Genomic DNA, 20,277 nt, shown 5'->3' on the forward strand with positions numbered 1-20,277 from the left:
TACTACATGCCCCACGACCAGTTCGCCAGCCCCGTTGCGGAAGTCTATGACCTCGCCGTCGTTGGCGGCGGTATCAATGGTGTGGGCATCGCCGCCGATGCAGCCGGCCGCGGCCTGTCCGTGTTCCTTTGTGAAAAGGACGACCTGGCCAGCCATACTTCATCTGCCAGCAGCAAACTGATCCATGGCGGCCTGCGCTACCTGGAGCTCCACGAGTTCCGCCTGGTACGTGAGGCCCTGGCCGAGCGCGAAGTGTTGCTAGCCAAGGCGCCGCATATCGTCAAACCGATGCGCTTCGTTCTGCCGCACCGCCCACACCTGCGTCCGGCCTGGATGATCCGCGCCGGCCTGTTCCTCTACGACCACCTGGGCAAGCGCAAGCGCCTGCCGGCTTCGCGCGGCGTGCGCTTCGGCGCCGGTAGCCCGTTGAAAGCGGAGATCAGCCGCGGTTTCGAATATTCCGACTGCTGGGTGGACGATGCTCGCCTGGTGGTGCTCAACGCCATGGCCGCGCGGGAAAAAGGCGCGCACATCCACACGCGCACTCGCTGCGTCAGTGCGCGGCGCAGCAAGGGCCTGTGGCATATCCACCTGGAGCGCAGCGACGGCAGCCTGCTGTCCATTCGCGCCCGCGCTCTGGTCAACGCTGCCGGCCCCTGGGTCGCGCGCTTCATCCGTGAAGACCTCAAGCAGCAATCGCCGTACGGCATTCGCCTGATCCAGGGCAGCCATATCGTCGTGCCGCGCCTGTATGACGGTGAGCAGGCCTACATCCTGCAGAACGAAGACCGTCGCATTGTCTTCGCCATTCCTTATCTGGAGCGCTTCACCCTGATCGGCACTACTGATCGCGAATATCAGGGCGACCCCGCCCAGGTGACGATCACCGCCGAGGAAACCGACTATCTGCTCAAGGTGGTCAATGATCACTTCAAGCAACAGCTCAGTCGCGACGATGTCCTGCACAGCTTCGCGGGCGTGCGCCCACTGTGCGATGACGAATCCGATGAGCCGTCGGCCATTACCCGCGACTACACCCTTTCGCTCTCCGGCGCGCCGGGCGAGGCGCCGCTACTTTCAGTCTTCGGCGGTAAGCTGACCACCTATCGCAAGCTGGCCGAATCCGCCATGCAGGAACTGGCCGCGCATTTCACCAACCTGGGGCCGAGCTGGACAGCCACCGCCCCGCTCCCCGGTGGCGAGGATCTGCAAGGCCAGAGCGCCCTGGTCGAAGCGCTCTGCGAACGCTATGGCTGGCTACCCACCAGCCTGGCCAGACGCTGGGCTACCAGCTATGGCAGCCGTACCTGGCGCCTGCTCGACGGCGTACACAACCTTACCGACCTCGGCGAACATCTCGGTGCCGGGCTTTACACCCGCGAAGTGGAATACCTGCGCCGTGAAGAATGGGCGCGCAGCAGTGCCGACATTCTCTGGCGGCGCAGCAAACTGGGCCTGTTCATGACCCCGGCGCAGCAGGCCCGCCTCCAGGACTACCTGAACAGCCGCGACCCGCATTCGGCTTACGCTGCCTGAATTCTGCGTGCCCCATGCCCCGCTCTGCGGGGCTTTTTTATGGGCACGGAAAAATAAAATATCGGGGTTACTTCCCCGTTTCAGTCAGCGTAGAACTTTCAGCAACTTTTTTATTGCATTGATTCAATAACTTGGCGTCATGATGCGGAATAAAAACATTCTTATTCAGTTTTATTTTTACTTATGTTTCAACCACTTAAGTTTGACATAAGGGAGAACCAGGCCGAAAATCCGAGGTCATCACGGTCATTGAAGCAGCAGGAGCGGTCATGAAAGGCGACAAGAAGGTCATTCAACACCTGAACAAGATTCTTGGTAACGAACTGGTCGCCATCAACCAGTACTTCCTGCATGCGCGCATGTACGAAGATTGGGGCCTGAAGAAACTCGGCGAGCACGAGTACCACGAGTCCATCGACGAGATGAAGCATGCCGACAAGCTGATCAAGCGCATTCTCTTCCTCGAAGGTATTCCCAACCTGCAGGACCTGGGCAAGATCCTGATCGGTGAAAACACCAAGGAAATGCTCGAGTGCGACCTGAAGATCGAACACAAGGCCCACGGTGACCTGAAGGCCGCCATCGCCTATTGCGAGAGCATCGGTGACTACGCCAGCCGCGAACTGCTCGAAGAAATCCTCTGCTCCGAAGAGGATCATATCGACTGGCTGGAAACCCAGCTCAGCCTGATCGAAGCCGTTGGCCTGCAGAACTACCTGCAATCGCAGATGGACGAATAAGTCCGATCCGCTCGACGAAAAACGGGAGCCACTGGCTTAATGCTGATCAGATAAGTTCGTCACCACCCCCTCCTACTTGCAGTAGAGGGGGCGCTTTTCGTAGGAGCCAGCTTGCTGGCGATGCTTTTTATGGCGGATCGCCGGCAAGCCGGCTCCTACAAAGATCGAGTGCAACGGCTTAACTGACTGACATTAGCCACTGGCTCCCGTTTTTTATTGCTATGAAGAATCTCGTGGAAGGGACTCAAGCCGCGATAGCAAGTCGCCGCTGAAGCGCCTCCGACAACTTACTGCGCCTCGTTTTCCTTGACCCGGAACCACGCCGCATACAGCGCCGGCAGGAACAATAGGGTCAATGCCGTGGCCACCACCAGCCCGCCCATGATGGCCACCGCCATCGGCCCGAAGAACACGCTGCGCGATAGCGGGATCATCGCCAGCACCGCCGCCAGGGCTGTCAGAACGATCGGCCGGAAGCGGCGCACCGTCGCCTCGATGATGGCGTGCCAGCGGTCCAGGCCGTGGCTGATGTCCTGCTCGATCTGATCGACCAGGATCACCGAGTTACGCATGATCATCCCGGCCAGGGCGATGGTGCCGAGCATGGCAACGAAGCCGAACGGCTGGCGGAAGATCAGCAGGAACAGGGTGACGCCGATCAGGCCAAGTGGCGCGGTGAGAAACACCATCGCCGAGCGCGAGAAGCTTTTCAGCTGCAGCATCAGCAGCGTCAGCACCACCACGATGAACAGCGGGATACCGGCGTTCACCGATTTCTGTCCGCGTTGCGAGTCCTCCACCGTGCCGCCGACCTCCAGCAGATAACCCGCTGGCAGTTCCGCGCGGATCGGGTCCAGCGTCGGCAGGATCTGCTGGGTCAGACTGGCCGGCTGCTGCTTGCCATAGACGTCGGCACGCACGGTGACGTTGGGCAGACGGTTGCGGTGCCAGATGATGCCTTCCTCGAAGCCGTACTCCAGGGTCGCCACCTGCGACAGCGCCACACTGCGACCGCTATCGGTCGGCACCGCCAGACTCGGCAACAGACTCAGCGCCTTGCGCTCCTGCGGTGTACCACGCTGGAGAATCTCGATCAGCTCGTTGCCTTCGCGGTACTGGCTGACGCTGGTGCCGGACAGCGAGCCTTGCAGGAAGCGCGACAGCTCGGCGGTGTTGACCCCCAGGGCACGGGCACGATCCTGATCGATATTGAGGATCACCACCTTGCTCGGCTCCTCCCAGTCCAGGTGCACGTTCACCACATGCGGGTTCTCGCGCACCTTGTCCGCCACCTGACGGGCCAGGGCACGCACCTCGTCGATATGCTCGCCGCTGACGCGGAACTGGATCGGGTAGCCCACGGGCGGCCCGTTCTCCAGGCGGCTGACGCGGCTACGCAGGGTCGGGAACTCGTCGTTCATCACCTTGATCAGCCAACCACGCAGGCGCTCGCGCTCTTCGATGCTGTTGGCCAGTACCACGAACTGGGCAAAGCTTGCCGCCGGCAATTGTTGATCCAGCGGCAGATAGAAACGCGGTGAGCCGGTGCCAACATAGGCCACGTAGTTGTCGATGCCGGGCTGCTCCTTGAGCAGCTTCTCCAGACGATGCACTTCGGCCTCGGTGGCGCTCAGCGAGGCGCCCTCCTCCAGCTTGATGTCGACCATCAGCTCCAGGCGCCCGGAGGCCGGGAAGAACTGTTGCGGCACGAAGCGAAACAGCAGCACAGAGGCGACGAACAACGCAATGGTCAGCAGGATCACGATGCCGCGACGACGCACGCACCATTGCACCGTGGCGCGAACACGGCGGTAGAACGGCGTCGAATAAGGGTCATGACCGCCTGCGCTGCCACCGTGTTTCGCCGCATGCAGTTTGGCCAGATCGGGCAGCAGCTTGTCGCCCAGATAGGGCACGAACATCACCGCCGCGATCCATGAGGCGATCAGCGAAATGGCCACCACCTGGAAGATCGACCGGGTGTACTCACCCGTACCGGACTGCGCGGTGGCGATGGGCAGGAACCCGGCCGCGGTAATCAGCGTGCCGGTGAGCATCGGAAAGGCGGTGCTGGTCCAGGCGAAGCTGGCCGCCTTGAAGCGGTCGTAGCCCTGCTCCATCTTGATCGCCATCATCTCCACCGCAATGATCGCGTCGTCCACCAGCAGGCCGAGGCCGAGCACCAGCGCACCGAGAGAAATCTTGTGCAGGCCTATCCCCAAGTAATACATGGCGGCGAAGGTCATCGCCAACACCAGCGGGATCACCAGCGCCACCACCAGGCCGGTGCGCAGACCGAGGGAGAAAAAGCTGACCGCGAGCACGATCACCAACGCCTCCACCAGCACCTTGACGAACTCGCCCACGCCGGTCTTCACCGCTGCCGGCTGATCCGACACCTTGCGCAGCTCCATGCCCAGCGGCAGCGTCTGTTGCAGACGGGCGAACTCGTCTTCCAATGCCTTGCCCAGCACCAGGATATCGCCGCCGTCCTTCATCGATACGGCAATGCCCAGGGCGTCCTCGCCCATGAAGCGCATGCGCGGCGCGGGTGGGTCGTTGAAACCGCGCTTGACCTCGGCCACGTCGGCGATGCGGAAGGTACGATCGGCGACGCGAATGGGAAAATCGCGAATTTCCTCCACCGATTCGAAGCGCCCGGTCACGCGTAGTTGAATACGCTCGCTGGCGGTTTCGAAGAAACCGGCAGCCGCCACCGCATTCTGCGCCTCCAGCGCCTGCTGCACGGCGGACAATGGCAGACCGAGGGTCGCCAGCTTGGTATTGGACAGTTCGATCCAGATCTTCTCGTCCTGCAGCCCCACCAGCTCGACCTTGCCCACATCCTTGACCCGCTGCAGCTGCAACTGCAGGCGGTCGGCGTAGTCCTTGAGCACGGCATAGTCGAAACCGTTGCCAGTCAGCGCATAAATATTGCCGAAGGTGGTGCCGAACTCGTCGTTGAAGAACGGCCCCTGGATGCCGGGCGGCAGCGTGTGGCGAATGTCGCTGATCTTCTTGCGCACCTGATACCACAGCTCGGGAATCTCCGAGCTGCGCATGGAGTCGCGTGCCATGAAGGTCACTTGCGACTCGCCCGGACGGGAGAAACTGGTGATGCGCTCGTACTCACCGGTCTCCATCAGCTTCTTCTCGATGCGCTCGGTGACCTGGCGCGATACCTCTTCGGCGCTGGCGCCCGGCCAGTTGGTGCGGATCACCATAGCCTTGAAGGTGAACGGCGGGTCTTCGCTCTGCCCCAGCTTGGTGTAGGACAGCGCCCCCACCACGGCGAACAGCAGCATGATGTAGAGAACGATCTGGCGGTTACGTAGCGCCCAGGCAGACAGGTTGAAGCTCATGCGGGCTTACTCCTTGGCGGCCAGTTCGACGTTGCGATTGTCCCGATCGACCGGGCGTACCTGCTGGCCTTCGCGAAGAATCTGCACCCCGGCGGCGACTACCCAATCGGAAGCGGCCAGCCCCTCCAGCACCGGCACCCGGTCATCACCATAAGCGCCGACGCGCACCGGGCGGCGTTGCACGATGTGCTCCTTGGGGTCCACGACCCAGACGAACGCCTGGTCCTGCTCGGCGCTGAGTGCCGACAGCGGCACCGCCAGCGGTACCTCGCCATTGCTGGCGATGAATACCCGCGCGCTCTGCCCCAACTCAGCCGGCACCTTGCCTTCGGTGAACGCGACACGGGCGGCGAAAGTGCGCGACTGTGAATCGGCCGCCGGTGCCATCTCGCGGATGCGTCCGGGGAAACGCTGATCGGGCTGCGACCAGAGTTCCACCTCGACCACCTGACCAATCTCGAAACGACCAAAGCTCTGCTCCGGCAGGCTGATCGACACCTCACGCTCACCGTCGGCAGCCAGAGTGAACACCGTCTGACCAGCCGCCACCACCTGCCCCACCTCGACCGCACGACGGGCGATCACGCCGTCCTGCGAGGCCCGCAGCACGGCATAGTCGGTCTGATTGCGGGCCACGTCGTACTCGGCCTTGACATGTTTCAGACGCGCTTCGCCAGCACGGTACTGGTTCTCGACGTTGTCGAACTGCGAGCGGCTGACCAGATTGCGCCCAAGCAGCGCCTTGTAGCGCTCACGCTCGGCGCGCACGGTCTGCAGGTTGGCCTCAGCGGCCGCCATTTGCGCGCGGATGGCTTCCAGCTGCAGGCGCACGTCCTGCGGGTCCAGCTCGGCCAGTGGCTGATCCTTCTTCACCCGGTCGCCGACATCCACCATGCGCTTGCTCACCTTGCCGGCGATACGGAAGGCCAGCTCCGGCTCGTAACGTGCACGCACCTCGCCCGGATAGCTGTCGACCAGCGCAGTAGCCGGCTGCGGCTGCACCACCATGGCAGGACGGATCGGTTGTTCCGCCTGTTCACCGTTACCGCAGGCAGACAGCAGGAAGACGAGACCCAGAGAAGCAACAAGCGGGAGAACATGGCCAGACATGTGTAAGACCTTTCAGAGAAGGTTTGGAATATTTGTACTGGCGGGTATAGTAAAAATAGCAAACTCACCAGTCCAGTATTAAAATCCGCCAATGACTGACAAGTTGTTACAACCTTCCGGCCCCGGCCGACCAAAGGATCCCGCCAAACGTCGTGCCATCCTCGAGGCGGCCAAGAGCCTGTTCCTGCGTAATGGTTACGACGGCAGCAGCATGGACGCCATCGCCGCCGAGGCTGGGGTTTCCAAGCTCACGGTGTACAGCCATTTCACCGACAAGGAGACCCTGTTTTCTGCGGCGATCAAGGCCAAGTGCGAGGAGCAGCTTCCCGAACTGCTGTTCGAACTGCCGGATAACGTGCCGCTGGAAAGCCAGCTCCTGGAAATCGCGCGTGGCTTCCTGGCGCTGGTCAACAGTCGCGAATCGGTAGAAATGCACCGGATGATGGTGAACCTGGCCAGCCAGGGCTCGAAGCTGTCGCAGATGTTCTACGAAGCCGGCCCGAAACGGGTGCAGGATGAGATGGAAGTGCTACTGCGCAAGGCCGCCAAGCGCGGTCTGCTGAGCCTGGATAATCCGCATCTGGCCGCCGATCACTTCTTCAGCCTGCTCAAGGGCGGCGCGCACTTTCGCCTGCTGATCGGTTGTGGCGAGCCGCTGGAAGGTGAAGCCGCCGAGCATCACGTGCAGGACGCCGTGCAACTGTTCCTGCGCGCCTACAGACCCTGACTGCTTACACCTGAGCGCCGGGCTCCAGCTTCTTCTTCGGGTAGATGTCGTAACGGCTGGATTTGCCCTCGAGCACATAGCCCGGCTTGCCACCTTCGATGGCCGGGGCCTTGCGCGGGCGCTTGACCACCACGCGGTGAGTGGCCAGCGCCAGCGCCGCTTCGAGCAACGCCGGCGCATCCAGATCATCACCGACAAACGGGCGGAACAGGCGCATTTCCTTCTTCACCAGCGCACTCTTGTCGCGATGCGGGAACATCGGATCGAGGTAGATCACCTGTGGCGCCTCCCCTTGCCAACTGCGCATCAGCTCGATGGCGTTACCGGTAAGCAGGCGCATGCGCGCCACGATGGGCGCCACATCGAGGTTCAGTGCCGCACGCTGCAGGCCGTCCTCCAGCAACGCCGCCACCAGCGGCTGGCGCTCGATCAGGGTCATCTCGCAGCCCAGGCTGGCCAGCACGAACGAGTCACGCCCCAGCCCCGCAGTCGCGTCGAGAATCCGTGGCCGAATGCCCGACTGCACGCCCACCGCCTTGGCGATCATCTGCCCACTGCCGCCGCCGAACTGGCGCCGATGCGCCGCCGCCCCCTCGACGAAATCCACCCGTACCGGGCCAGGGGCCTTGTCGCCCAGCTCGACCAGTTGCAGCCCGTCATCACCCAGTTGCAGGGCGAACTCGGTCTCGCCGTCCTGCCTCAAGCCCAGGCGCGATGCCCATTGAGCGGCCGCTGCGGCGTACTGGGGGTGAAGGGCTTGGATACGGATGCTGGCGTTGTGCCGCTCGTCGGTCATTGGCTCGTTCTGCTCAAAAATCACTCAAAGCACCGGCCACACGGCCGATATCGAAGAAGCGGCATTCTGCCAGACCCGGCCGCCGACAGCCGCATCGAGAGTGAACATGTTCGACGCCCTCTCCGCCCCACGCCCAAACAACAGCCCCGTCAGCGCTCGTCCTCTCGATGACGAACTCGACCGCGCGACGCACGAATCCATCAACTATCAGATTCTGCGCCGCACCCTTGGGATAGACGAAGAGCAGAAACCAGGTGAGATCGCTCGTGAACTGCGGGAAACCGCCGAGCCACCTGCCGTGTCCAGCAGCGCCGCTGTGGTCAGCCAGGCGGTAATCGATCAACGCGGCCTGGAGCTGAATGTCAGCCTGGGCCAGGCGCCCCAGCAGGTCGATCCGCTGGTACTGGATATGGCCGGCAATGGCTTTTCCACCAGCGGCCTGAGCCGCCCCGTGCGCTTCGATCTGGATGCCGACGGACGCATGGACTCGATCAGCGTACCCACCGGTGACGACGCGCTACTGGCGCTGGATCGTAACGGCAACGGGCATATCGACGATGGCCGCGAGCTGTTCGGCGATCAGCATGGCGCTGCCAATGGCTTCGCCGAACTGGCCCGCTTCGACGACAACGGCGACGGCCGTATTGATGCGGCCGATGCGGTATTCGACCAACTGCGCCTGTTGCGTTTCGATGCCCAGGGCCGCCAGCAGTTGCAGAAGCTCGGCGAAGCCGGCGTCAGCGCCATCGACCTGCGCGCCCGCGACGTGAGCATCGCCCTGGGCGCTTACGACCGGATCGCCCAGTTGGGCCGATTCGAGTTCACCGATGGACGCAGCGGACAGGCGGCCGATCTGCTGTTGGCCAAGCGCTAGCAGGCCGTTGAAAAACGTAGCCGAGGCAGCCAGTGCAAGGCAAATACAGGCGAAAAAGCGGAGTTTACGAGTTGTAAATGAGCATTTTGAGCCTGTTTTTAACGCAGCAATGGCAACGCAGGTAGTTTTTCAACAGCCTGCTAGGGATGGCGAAGCGTTTTCGTTGCCGTAAGGCGGGTGCAACCCGTCATTGGCGCTATGGCGGGTTGCACCCGCCCTACGGATCGCAAGCGCCTCAGCGACACATCCGCCACATGCCCATGTCCACGTGAAAGTGATCGCGGTGGGCGGCGTTGTATTCCGGGCCCAGGGTGACGTTGAAGCTGTCACAGGCCGCTTCCTGCACCAGACGCAGAAAGCGCGCCTTGTCGCCCTGCCCCGGCCAGTCGCGCAGCACGCTTATGTGCTGGCCGTCGCGCAGACGGAAGCCGACCATATCCAGCGCGTTGGCATAGGAATGCTGGCTGGGCCGCTGGCTACCGGCAATGCTGCGACAGGTGAAGCTGCCGACATGCTCGACGCGGCTCACCGGCTGGCCGAACACCGCTTGCGCAGCCGGCTGCAAGCCATGTCGCTCGAACAGGGCGAAACTCACCGCCAGCGGGCAGGTGGCCATGAAGCTGCTGCTCAGGCCAACGTTGGCGCCCTGGATGCGCACGGCGTTTTCCACCGGGCAACCCGGGTGCGGCGCGCTGTCGGCCAGACGGGTAAAACGCAGCCCGGACGTCGCCAGGGCCAAGTCGCACAACTCGCGATCGTCACCCAGACGCCAGAGCTTGAAGGGGGTCAGCAGGTTCGGCGTCTCTCGCACATCCAGCGGCGCCCAGGGGTTGTAACGCGGCGCCACCTCCAGCCAGCCACGCCACAGCGCCACCAGTAGCGCTGCGCCCAGCAGCAGGAAGAGAAACAGCAAACGGCCGATTATCCGTATCAGCATATCCATGCTCCATCAGAGTAAGCCAAGCTGCTCCAGTTCCGGTTCGATCTGCAACACTGGCAGTTCGGGCAAACCAGGCAGGCGCTGCATCAGTTGCTCATGAAAACGACGTGCCAGCTCCGGTGCCAGGCGGTTGTCCGAGGTATGGGCAAAAACGTAAGGACGCAGCCCCTGCTCGATCCAGCCGGCGACCTTGTCCAGCCAGGGCAGCATGAAGGGGTCGTTGGCCAGCAACTCGGGATGACCGATGAAGCGCAACTGCGGGCCCTGACTGAACGCGGTAGGCCGAGTCGGCAGGCGCGGCTTCTTGGCTTGCGCATGCAGCACGGCGGGCTCCTGCGAGTCGCAGCTGAACAGCGCGCGCGAATCCAGGCAGATGCGCTCGATACCACGCTCGTGCAGCTGGCGATTGAGCATACGCTCGGCATCGCCCTTGGCGAAGAACTCCGGGTGGCGCACCTCTATCGCCAGTGGCCAGTCTCCCCACTGTTCGATGAACGCCGCCAGTTCCGCCAACCGTGATGGTGCGAAGCTGGCCGGCAGCTGCAGCCAGTAAGGCGCTACCCGTTCACCGAGCGGCGCCAGCAACTGGCGAAACTGCGTGACCTCATCCAGTTGCTGGCAAAGATCCTCGCTATGACTGATGTCTCGCGGCAACTTGGCGCAGAAACGAAAATGCGCCGACATGACCTGCGCCCAGCGCGCCACCGTTTGCTCGCTGGGCCTGGCATAGAATGTGGTGTTGCCTTCCACCGCGTTGAACACCTCAGTGTAGCGGCTGAGAAACTCGGTTGGCCGGGTATCCTGCGGATACAGCGTGGCGCGCCAGGCAGCTTCGCTCCAGGATGGACAACCAAGGTAATAGGGAAGCGCAGCGCTCATCGATCTATGCGACGGTCCAAGCTGAGGGGCGTGACCCACGCCGTGAAACGGGGTTACGCGTAGAGATCGAGGCCGAGCACTTCCTGCGCATCGTACTCGCTGGCGTAAGCGGCGGTGGTGCTGTAGCTGGCCAACGCCTGAGCGGCACGGTTGCTCAACGTAGGCTGTTGATAACTGAGGCCCTGCGAGCGGGTCGGCAGGCTATCGGTGTTACTGCTGCTGGCCTGCACGCGGCGAATCTGCGGCGCCTGCTCCAGCCCCTGGCTGCTGGCTGGGGCAGCCGGCTGTTCACGCTGAGCCTCGACCTCCCGCTGCGCCTCTCGATAGGGCGTGACCGCAGTCCCCGAACGGGGGCCACGATCTGGCGAGTAGGAAGGTAGGTAACCGTCGATCCGCATCTAGGACTGCTCGGTGGGCTCGGCTGAACAAGGGACAGTGCTGGCAATGTAGCGGCGGGCTGCGTCCTTGGCAAATGCCGAAGGAATCCTGACGCCAAGCATCCGACCAGTTGTCATGCCGGCGGTGCTTTCGGCGTGGCGACCTGGTCACGCAGGTACACCGGCTGCGCCTGATCGGCCGGCAACGCCTCGCCACGGGCCCAGGCAAAACGGGCCAGAGTCAGCAGGTCTTCGGCGTGCGGCAGCATGCTGCCATCCATGCCCACAGGTGTGAGGGCGATACGCGCGGCGAAGGTGCCCCAGCCCGTGCCGGCGCCGAACCACTCACCATCGCAGCCACGCGGCGCTTCAGCTTGCTCCGGCGGCAACACCGCTTCCTGGCCAAGCAGGCGCATCTCGCCGGCTTCTGCGCGGTAGCAACCCCAGTAAACCTCGTCCATGCGCGCGTCGATGGCGGCGGCAACCTGAGTCGCGCCCTGCTCACGCAGCGCGCGCTGGGCCAGCACGGCCAGATTGGAAACCGGCAGCACCGGTCGATCCAGTGCAAAGGCCAGGCCCTGTACCACGCCGATAGCGATACGCACCCCGGTGAACGCACCCGGACCACGGCCGAAGGCAATGGCATCGAGTGCCGAAGCGGCGATACCCGCCTCACCCAGCAGTTGCTGAATCATCGGCAACAGACGCTGCGCGTGCATACGCGGGGCGACTTCGTAGTGGCTGAGCACGCGACCATCATGCAGCAGCGCGACGGAGCAGGCTTCGGTGGCGGTATCGAGGGCCAGGAGAGTGGTCATTGCATTCGGACAGCTGAATAAAAAAGAGCCGGCATTAGACCGGCTCGACGACATTTTTTCCAGCACTATGTCGGCGCCCGACTTGCGCCGAGCGACCGATGGGCACCCTTAGAGCCTGCTCAAAGTCTCGCGAGCTAGAGCAATGCAAGGCACAACGACCAGCGGGAGTAACAGCCGAAGGCTGGCCCGAAGGGTGAGCGCCAGCGAATCAAACAGGCGAGGAACGGTCGGAGTCGCAGGCGACTGTACTTTTGTACATGAGCATTACTCACTTCGTTCGCCCTTCGGGCCGCGCTAAAGCGCGTTAGCCGCAAGCGGCTTTCCGAGCCTGTTTTAAACGCGGCAGGGCCGACGCGCAGCAGACTTTGAACAGGCTCTTACCAGGGCTCGACTACCGGCTCGGCCTCCCAGCCTTTGAGCGGCGCCTTGGACCAGGTGCCATATCCGGCATTGGGGAACACGATCCACTCCACACCCCACTTGTCCGACTCTTCGGCAACGGTCTTGCGCTGTGCGTCGAGCGGCGTTTTGCGGAAACGCGCATCGAAGTCATGCAGCGTATCGCCCAGCAGCATGATGATCTGGTGATCGGCACTGACGATGGCGCGACGCTCGACCTTGGGCGGCCCGAGCAGCAGCACGCTCTCTTCCGATACCTGCGGCAGGCCTAGTTTGCTCAGGGTGGCCAGGGTGTATTTCTTCTGCTCGTCGGCACGATCGGAGACGTAGCGGATGGTCACGCCGAGCTTGTCGGCATGCTCGAGAAACTTCTTCGCGCCAGGGATCAGCTCCGGCGTACCGTCACGTTCCCAGGGCAGCCAGGTGTCCCAGGCATCGTACTGATGACAGTTGGCCAGATCGCGGGCCAGCAGCGCGCTGTTGTCGATCACGGTTTCATCGAGGTCGGTGACGATGGCCAGCTTCGAGGGATCCTTCGCCGCCGCCACAGCCTTGTCGAGCTTCTCCGTGGCGATGTTGTAGGCCTGCAACTGCAGCGCCTGGATTTCCGCGGACTGCTGCTGAAAGCGCAGGCCCATGGTGAACTCGGCGACGGAACAATCCGTCGCGGTGTCGGCAAATGCCAGCGGAGTGGCCAGCAGCGATACCGCAAGGCCCAGCCAGATGCGTCTCTCGGTCATTGAATGCCCTCTTCCCTATAGGTTATCGACACGCCCCGGCGCAGACCGGAGGCTACATCGTCGATACTAGCCGGCACACATTGCGCGGCCATGCTTGAGAACGACCTGAACGTGTCAGGCTCCATAAACGAACAAGGCCCCTTGCGGGGCCTTGTTGCGATAACGCTGGGCGAGCTGGACTCAGCCAAGGGCTGCCAGGGTCTTCGCGGTGATTTCTTCGACGCTGCCGACACCCGGGATATGGCTGTATTTCGGCGTACCGGTCTCGGCGGAGAGCTTCTTGTAGAAGTCCACCAACGGCTTGGTCTGCGAGTGGTAGACGGACAGGCGATGACGCACGGTTTCTTCCTTGTCGTCTTCGCGCTGAACCAGCTCTTCACCGCTGATGTCGTCCTTGCCGGCAACCTTCGGCGGGTTGTACTCGATGTGGTAGACGCGGCCGGAAGCCGGGTGGACACGGCGGCCGGACAGACGCTTGACGATTTCCTCGTCCTCAACGGCGATTTCAACCACGTGATCCAGCGCTACGCCGGCCTCGCGCAGCGCTTCGGCTTGCGGAATGGTGCGCGGGAAACCGTCGAACAAAAAGCCATTGGCACAATCGGCCTGAGCGATACGCTCCTTGACCAGATTGATGATCAGGTCGTCGGAGACCAGACCGCCTGCGTCCATAACGCTCTTGGCCTTCAGGCCGAGCTCGGTGCCAGCCTTGACCGCAGCACGCAACATGTCGCCAGTGGAGATTTGCGGAATGCCGAATTTCTCGGTGATGTAGCGAGCCTGGGTACCTTTGCCGGCACCGGGCGCCCCCAGCAGAATCACGCGCATCGATGTGCTCCTCAAGAGTTATGTAGTAATCGGTCGGACTCGCCTCGTGGGGCCAATCTCTTGAATGTAGTGCGGCTGCCGTAGCGGCCAAAAGGCTGCTCAAGATACACAGCGCACCCCAGGCGCACAAGCCGCCAAAAGTCGGATAAAACCCTCCTCCTGGCGGCCTGAATCAGGCACATGACGCTGGCCAGGCATATGACGGCCAGCACCTGCCGTCCTTCAACCGGTGTTGCGCAAACCTGCAGCGATACCTGCCACGCTGACCAGCAACGCCTGCTCCAGAGGGCTCTCGGGCGCCTGTTGACGTTGCCGGCAGCGCGCCAGCAGCTCGACCTGCAGCAGGTGCAGCGGGTCGAGGTAGGTGTTGCGTACGCTGATCGATTCCAGGGTTTCCGGATTGTGCGCGAGCAGGCGCGACTGCCCGGTCAATTCCAGCACGGCAGCGCACGCCTGCGACAATAGGTCGCGTAACTGCGCCCCCAGCGGCTGCAGTGCCGGCTCGACCAGGCGCTGGTCATACAGGGCAGCGATATTGGCGTCCGCCTTGGTCAGGACCATTTCCAGCATGTCGATGCGGGTGCGAAAGAACGGCCATTGTTCGCGCATGCTTTTCAGCAGGTCAGCATCACCGTCTTGCAGGGCTTGTCCCAGGGCCTGCTCCCAGCCGAGCCAGGCTGGCAGCATCAGGCGTGTTTGCGTCCACGCGAAGATCCACGGAATGGCCCGCAGGCTCTCCACACCGCCTTCGCGCCGCTTGGCCGGGCGACTGCCCAGCGGCAAGCGGCCGAGCTCCTGCTCCGGCGTGGCCTGGCGGAAGTATTCGACGAACTGCGGATGCTCGCGCACCACGCCGCGATAGGCCTTCACGCCGACATCGGCAAGGCGGTCCATCATCGCCCGCCAGCTTGGCTCCGGTACCGGTGGCGGCAGCAGCGTGGCTTCCAGCACCGCGGCCAGATAGAGGTTGAGGTTCTGCACGGCGATATCCGGCAGGCCGAACTTGAAGCGGATCATTTCCCCCTGCTCGGTGGTGCGGAACCGCCCCGCCACCGAGCCAGGGGGTTGCGACAGGATGGCCGCGTGAGCGGGGCCACCGCCACGGCCGACGGTGCCACCGCGACCGTGGAACAACAGCAGTTCGACCTGGTGCTCGCGACACAGGCGCACCAGTTCCTCCTGGGCGCGGTACTGCGCCCAGGCTGCCGCGGTTGTACCGGCGTCCTTGGCCGAATCGGAATAACCGATCATCACTTCCTGAGGGCCATGCAGCCGCGCGCGATAGCCGGGCAACCCCAGTAGCCGGTCGATAACCGGCCCGGCGTGGTCCAAATCGGCCAGGGTTTCGAAAAGTGGCACCACCCGCATCGGCCGGCGCAACCCGGCCTCTTTCAGCAGCAGTTGCACGGCCAGCACGTCGGAGGCAGCACCGGCCATGGAGATCACGTAGGAGCCCAGCGATGCGGCGGGAGCGGCAGCCACCTCGCGGCAGGTGGCGAGTACCTCGGCAGTATCGGCCGAAGGACGATAGTCGTTCGGCAGCAGTGGCCGGCGGTTATCCAGCTCGCGCTGGAGAAAACTGAGGCGCGCCTCCTCATCCCATTCGACGTAGCGACCGAGGCCGAGATAATCGGTGATTTCCGACATCGCCGCAGCGTGCCGGGAGGAATCCTGACGAACATCGAGGCGTACCAGAAATAGACCGAAGGTGGCTGCCCGGCGCAGGCAATCGAGCAACGGACCATCGGCAATCACACCCATGCCGCAGGCATGCAGCGACTGGTAGCAGAGCTGCAGCGGCGCCAGCAGCTCATGGTTGTCGCACAGCACTGCAGTACTCGGCGCCACATCGGCAGTGAGGGCCTGCTGCGCCCAGCTACGCGTTTCGCGCAGGCGCTCGCGCAGCTGCTTGAGCAAGGCACGGTACGGTTCGGCACTGTCGCCCACCTGCGCGCGCAGTTCGTCACTGGCCTGCTGCATGGACAGTTCCGCGGCCAGATTGTCCACGTCGCGCAGGTAGAGATCAGCGGCCATCCAGCGCGCCAGCAGCAACACCTCACGGGTCACGCGCGCGGTGACATTGGGGTTGCCGTCACGGTCACCGCCCATCCACGAGGCGAAGCGAATCGGCGCAGCCTCCAGCGGCAGACGCAGGCCGGTAGCGGCCTGCAGGCTCTGATCGGCACGGCGCAGGAACTGCGGCACGGCCTGCCATAGCGAATGCTCGATGACAGCGAAACCCCACTTGGCTTCGTCCACCGGGCTGGGCCGGCTACGACGAATTTCCTCGGTGTGCCAAGCCTCGGCGATCAGCCGCTGCAAACGTTCGACGATGCGCTCACGTTCACTCGGCGACAGGTCGCTGTGATCCAGCGCCGTCAGTTGCGCGGCGATGGCATCGTATTTCTGGATCAGCGTACGCCGCGCCACTTCGGTGGGGTGCGCGGTCAGCACCAGTTCGATGTCCAGACGCCCCAGTTGCCGCGCCAGATCATCGCTGCCCTGCCCGGCAGCGAGCAGGCGCTCGAGCAGCTCGTCGAGCACGCGCAACTCGAATGGCTCGGGCTCACCGGCACGGCGACGGCGCACACGGTGCTGCTGCTCGGCGATGTTGGCCAGGTTGAGAAACTGATTGAAGGCCCGCGCCACCGGCAGCAGTTCGTCGTCACCCAGGTCCCCCAGGGTGCTGGTCAACTGCTCGGCACCCGCGGCAGAGCCACGACGACCGGCCTTGGCCGACTTGCGTATGCGTTCGATCTTGTCGAGAAACTCGTCGCCCAACTGGGTGCTGATGGTGTGCCCGAGCAGCTCGCCGAGCAGGTGCACCTCTTCACGCAGGCGCGCATCGATTTCCGCCATGTCGCACTCCTTCTCCTGTCTGGTGTCAACAGAGTGCCCAGCGCGCCAACTTCTTACAAGGGTGCGACGCGTACCCAGGCAGCCCTACGTGCGCGGCAGCAAGGTCGTGGCGCTGGACGAGCAAGGCGACCCGCTGTAAGAGGACATAGGGCCCACACCGCGCTTTCTGGCGCTGTCGCGCAAATACCTGCGTGAACTGAGTGACCTGGGCAAAGAGACAAGCCATCGTGACACGCCAATATCGCCAAGCCCCTTGGTAGACGAGCATCACGATGGGCCAATTGCCACGGATAACGTCGTTCATAGGAGTGTTTCAAATGAAGTTAGCCGCCATGAAGCCCCATACCGAGAAAGCCCCGCGCAGCCGCCTGCACGGGATCAAACTGGCTGCCCTGGCACTGGGTGCATCCATGCGGCTCGCTCCCCCTACGCAACACCTTCACTCGGCCTCCTGAAGGGGCCAGGTCGCGAGCTTACGTAATCTTTGCGGAATTGGAATTGGCGGCGTCTGGCCTTTGCCTTTGCTCTTCAACTGCGATGGTACAGGCGACGTCCAATTCCCCTCAGGAGGCCGAGTGGAATCGCCACGTAAGGGGTTGAGCGACATGGATGTCGCGAGAGCTGCGATGGGCCATGGATGGCCCTTCGTCAGTGGACCGCATCCGGTCGTGCCCCCGGAGTGGTGATGGAGCGAGGGAACCCCGGCGCAGCAGGGCGGGGGCGTCTAGCTCGGATGTCGGAGTGCCCTTCTCTTTGGTTACTTTCTCTTGGGCAAGCAGCTACGAAGCGCAGCGAAGTAACAGCCGCAGGCTGGCCCGAAGGGTGAGCGCAGCGAATCAAGTGACTCGCCCCCGTAAGGGGCGAAACCCATCAGGCCAGGCGGCGTGAGAATGGAGAGTACCAAGTCATCGAAAGCCCACACCTAATTGCCAGTCCGGTGTGTCAACCCGCACTTTCCCCAAACTATGCGAAGGACCTTCTTTTTAGCGCCGGACCTTACTGCTCCAGGGCCGGGGTTTCCTGGCCGATGCAGCGCACCGCCTGCTTCTTGTTGTCCACCAGCACGCCGGTCAGCCCCTTCTGCTGCATGTCGAACAATACCAGCACGCCATCGATGCACTGCGCCACTTGATTGGCCGGTTTCAGCGAGACCTTGTAGTCCTCACCAGGAATGGTCTTGAGCATGGTGAAATCGGACAGCAGCAGCGCATCTTCCGGTTTGGCGAAATGCACGTAGCCGTAGTACCAAAGCACGCCGATGGTGCCGACGATGCTGGCGATACCTGTGAGGATCAGGGGAATGGGGTTACGTTCGGTCATTGCGGACTCTCTGTTGCGGATTCGGTAGCCGGTCCCAGGCGCTCGACGTAGGCCTGCGGCGCGACGAAGAACGCCAGTAGCGACTGACGCCAGGCGGGCTCGGCAAAGGTTTGCACGTGCGGGCCACGGGTCGCCTGAAAGGCGCGTGGCGGGCGCGCAGCTTGATACAAACGCTGGCCATTGGAAAGCGGCACGATCGCGTCGTCAACACTGTGATAGATCAGCAAGGGCGCACCTGCGAGTCGATCGATGCTGTGAATCGCGCTGTCGCCGTCAGGCACCAGCCAGGACAGCGGCACCTGCAGCGGCCAGGTCAACCAGGACTTGCTCAGCGCATGCTGGGCAACGTCGCGATAGCTGGCCGGCACACCGTCCAGTGCAATGGCCTGCAAGGTCGATTGGCGCTCGGGATGCTCGGCCAGATAATGCACGGCTAACGCACCACCGAGGCTCTGCCCAAGCAGGAAAAGCGGCGCGCCCTGCACCTGCGGCGCCTGATCGAGCCAGGCGAAGGCCGCGTCGATATCCTGGTAGACCTCGGGCAAACGCGGCTTGCCAGCGGACAGGCCATACCCCCGGTAATCCAGCATCAGCACCTGATAGCCCTGCTCCGGCAGCCAGTGAACGCCACCCAGGTGCCAGGCCAGGTTGCCGCCATTGCCATGCAGATGCAGCACCGTGCCCTTGACCTGCACCCCAGCCTTGGCCGGCAACCACCAGGCATGCAGACGCGTGCCATCGGCGGCGCTCAGGTGGATGTCGCGGTACTCCAGATCGGCCCGCGCGGGGGTGAACGGCAACCCCGGTTCCGGATAGAACAGCAGGCCGCTGCAGCCGACCAGGCCGAGCAGGACAAGGCCAAGCAGCAGCGCCCGCAGCCTAGCAGCCAGCCCCCCCTGCTCGGATCGATGCATGGCCATAACGGTTTCCTTAACGAGCCTCGCCAACACCAAGGCTCGCTGGGAGCCTTTAATTCAGGTACTTGTTGCAATAACCAGGCACGGGCCTATCTTCGCTGTAGGGAACTTCTTCGCCACGCAGCCCTTTGGTGACCCCGCGCATCCATTTTTCATTCAACTCTAAGCAATGTGCTCTTTCAGCGTTTCTTAGCTTCTGCTTAGTCTGCATAAGCTGAGATTCGTCCAGCTTAGCTCCAGCCTTCAGCCACATATCAACTCTATCATCCGCCATATGATGCCAGATTAACACCCACTCAAGCGGAGTCAGTCCTTCCCGTGACTTATGATTAATATCGGCGCCATCATGGAGCAAACTGTTAAATAACTCCACAGAAGTATTCTCACCATACACATAACTCCAAAGAGCGTCCTTCCCCGCTTTTGTTCCGCCGGCCATAAGCCATGAAACGACTTTTAGTTTGCGCTGCTCTATAAAGCCATTAAGGATTTCTGGTTCCATGCAGTGATAACCCTTGTGGTTTCTCATCGCATCAATCATCTGAATTGCATCATCCTCTGACAGCCTCTCACTGCTCGCTACTTTGAGAAACTCCAACCTACAGTCAGATAAATTCTCTTTTCCCGATAGCAAAATCGTTTTTGCCACATCGTATCTCTTAGCATCTAGGGCCTTACTGAATACATGCCCCTTCAGCTCTGCAGAATTATTTAAAATAACCTCTATAATCTCTGAGCTAAAATACCTGTCATAGCTCAAGGCATAATTAATATACTGAGAGCAGTCACTGCATACGCCAGCCTCGAAAATCTCTTTTACCTCATCAACACTCCCTCGACTTATTATTTTATTTATATCTTTTTCCGAGTAACTTCGAATTTCTTCCAGTCTTGCAGCTGCGACTGCAGCTTTGGCAGCCTCGCTTTTTGTTCTTTCTTGCTCAGCTAGTCGGGCCTGATACCTCCCAACCATAGGCTTCAATACTGTAAGCGCAATAGTTACACATACAGCAATACCTACACCCCACAAAATCCATCCCTTTGCCTTCATTCCC

The 20,277-nt window shown here is 62.2% G+C and carries 17 protein-coding genes and 1 pseudogene; 5 read left to right on the forward strand and 13 right to left on the reverse strand.

Annotation, left to right across the window (positions count from 1 at the left end; genetic code table 11):
• Positions 1-6 precede the first annotated feature (6 nt).
• Complete coding sequence (glpD, locus tag N5J71_RS01100) at positions 7-1,536, forward strand: glycerol-3-phosphate dehydrogenase (protein ID WP_279916148.1); 1,530 nt, start codon at positions 7-9, stop codon at positions 1,534-1,536.
• 269 nt (positions 1,537-1,805) lie between these two features.
• A complete protein-coding gene (bfr, locus tag N5J71_RS01105) occupies positions 1,806-2,276 on the forward strand; it encodes a bacterioferritin (RefSeq protein ID WP_003462607.1) in 471 nt (156 codons plus the stop codon).
• A 287-nt stretch (positions 2,277-2,563) separates the two neighbouring features.
• Here bfr and N5J71_RS01110 read toward each other — a convergent pair whose 3' ends face one another.
• On the reverse strand, positions 2,564-5,638 hold the full coding sequence (locus tag N5J71_RS01110; protein WP_003462614.1) for an efflux RND transporter permease subunit: 3,075 nt from the start codon (positions 5,636-5,638) through the stop codon (positions 2,564-2,566).
• A gap of 6 nt (positions 5,639-5,644) precedes the next feature.
• Positions 5,645-6,748 (reverse strand): efflux RND transporter periplasmic adaptor subunit, encoded by a 1,104-nt coding sequence (locus N5J71_RS01115; RefSeq protein WP_003462616.1) that lies wholly within the window; start codon positions 6,746-6,748, stop codon positions 5,645-5,647.
• A gap of 91 nt (positions 6,749-6,839) precedes the next feature.
• Here N5J71_RS01115 and N5J71_RS01120 point away from each other — a divergent pair, with 91 nt between their 5' ends.
• Positions 6,840-7,475 (forward strand): TetR/AcrR family transcriptional regulator, encoded by a 636-nt coding sequence (locus N5J71_RS01120; RefSeq protein ID WP_003462619.1) that lies wholly within the window; start codon positions 6,840-6,842, stop codon positions 7,473-7,475.
• A 4-nt stretch (positions 7,476-7,479) separates the two neighbouring features.
• Here N5J71_RS01120 and N5J71_RS01125 read toward each other — a convergent pair whose 3' ends face one another.
• Positions 7,480-8,271, reverse strand: coding sequence for a class I SAM-dependent methyltransferase (locus N5J71_RS01125; protein ID WP_003462628.1), 792 nt, complete (start codon positions 8,269-8,271; stop codon positions 7,480-7,482).
• A 106-nt stretch (positions 8,272-8,377) separates the two neighbouring features.
• Between N5J71_RS01125 and N5J71_RS01130 the strand changes: the two genes are divergently transcribed.
• Complete coding sequence (locus N5J71_RS01130) at positions 8,378-9,145, forward strand: SPM autocatalytic domain-containing protein (RefSeq protein ID WP_242408909.1); 768 nt, start codon at positions 8,378-8,380, stop codon at positions 9,143-9,145.
• A 235-nt stretch (positions 9,146-9,380) separates the two neighbouring features.
• Here N5J71_RS01130 and N5J71_RS01135 read toward each other — a convergent pair whose 3' ends face one another.
• The 7 genes from N5J71_RS01135 to ppc form a co-directional block, all read right to left on the reverse strand.
• Entirely contained in the window at positions 9,381-10,082 is a 702-nt protein-coding gene (locus N5J71_RS01135; RefSeq protein WP_003462630.1) for an extensin-like domain-containing protein, read from the reverse strand.
• Positions 10,083-10,094: 12 nt separating this feature from the next.
• A complete protein-coding gene (locus N5J71_RS01140; protein WP_003462631.1) occupies positions 10,095-10,964 on the reverse strand; it encodes a DUF72 domain-containing protein in 870 nt (289 codons plus the stop codon).
• A 53-nt stretch (positions 10,965-11,017) separates the two neighbouring features.
• Positions 11,018-11,362: a hypothetical protein gene (locus N5J71_RS01145; RefSeq protein ID WP_279916149.1), complete on the reverse strand. Its 345-nt coding sequence runs from the start codon at positions 11,360-11,362 to the stop codon at positions 11,018-11,020.
• 113 nt (positions 11,363-11,475) lie between these two features.
• Positions 11,476-12,159: a tRNA (adenosine(37)-N6)-threonylcarbamoyltransferase complex dimerization subunit type 1 TsaB gene (gene tsaB / locus N5J71_RS01150; protein WP_279916150.1), complete on the reverse strand. Its 684-nt coding sequence runs from the start codon at positions 12,157-12,159 to the stop codon at positions 11,476-11,478.
• A 377-nt stretch (positions 12,160-12,536) separates the two neighbouring features.
• Positions 12,537-13,298 carry an HAD family acid phosphatase gene (locus tag N5J71_RS01155; protein WP_003462634.1) on the reverse strand — a complete coding sequence of 254 codons (762 nt, stop codon included), beginning with the start codon at positions 13,296-13,298 and terminating at the stop codon, positions 12,537-12,539.
• A gap of 180 nt (positions 13,299-13,478) precedes the next feature.
• Complete coding sequence (gene adk / locus N5J71_RS01160; RefSeq protein WP_003462636.1) at positions 13,479-14,126, reverse strand: adenylate kinase; 648 nt, start codon at positions 14,124-14,126, stop codon at positions 13,479-13,481.
• A gap of 222 nt (positions 14,127-14,348) precedes the next feature.
• Positions 14,349-16,985, reverse strand: coding sequence for a phosphoenolpyruvate carboxylase (gene ppc / locus N5J71_RS01165; RefSeq protein WP_128578236.1), 2,637 nt, complete (start codon positions 16,983-16,985; stop codon positions 14,349-14,351).
• 82 nt (positions 16,986-17,067) lie between these two features.
• On the opposite strand from ppc, the pseudogene N5J71_RS01170 reads away from it, so the two are divergent.
• Positions 17,068-17,211: pseudogene (locus N5J71_RS01170) on the forward strand (pilin assembly protein); the annotation flags it as partial.
• Positions 17,212-17,981: 770 nt separating this feature from the next.
• On the opposite strand, the gene N5J71_RS01175 reads toward N5J71_RS01170, so the two are convergent.
• The 3 genes from N5J71_RS01175 to N5J71_RS01185 are packed head-to-tail and all read right to left on the reverse strand — an operon-like array spanning position 17,982 to position 20,273.
• Entirely contained in the window at positions 17,982-18,305 is a 324-nt protein-coding gene (locus N5J71_RS01175; protein ID WP_003462641.1) for a PA3694 family proteiin, read from the reverse strand.
• Entirely contained in the window at positions 18,302-19,219 is a 918-nt protein-coding gene (locus tag N5J71_RS01180) for an alpha/beta hydrolase (RefSeq protein ID WP_279916162.1), read from the reverse strand. Before N5J71_RS01180 ends, N5J71_RS01175 begins: the two co-directional genes overlap by 4 nt.
• Before the next feature lie 55 nt (positions 19,220-19,274).
• Positions 19,275-20,273, reverse strand: a complete 999-nt coding sequence (locus N5J71_RS01185; protein WP_162884214.1) for an ankyrin repeat domain-containing protein — start codon at positions 20,271-20,273, stop codon at positions 19,275-19,277.
• Positions 20,274-20,277 lie beyond the last annotated feature (4 nt).

Source organism: Ectopseudomonas oleovorans, assembly GCF_029845265.1.
Lineage (GTDB): Bacteria > Pseudomonadota > Gammaproteobacteria > Pseudomonadales > Pseudomonadaceae > Aquipseudomonas > Aquipseudomonas oleovorans.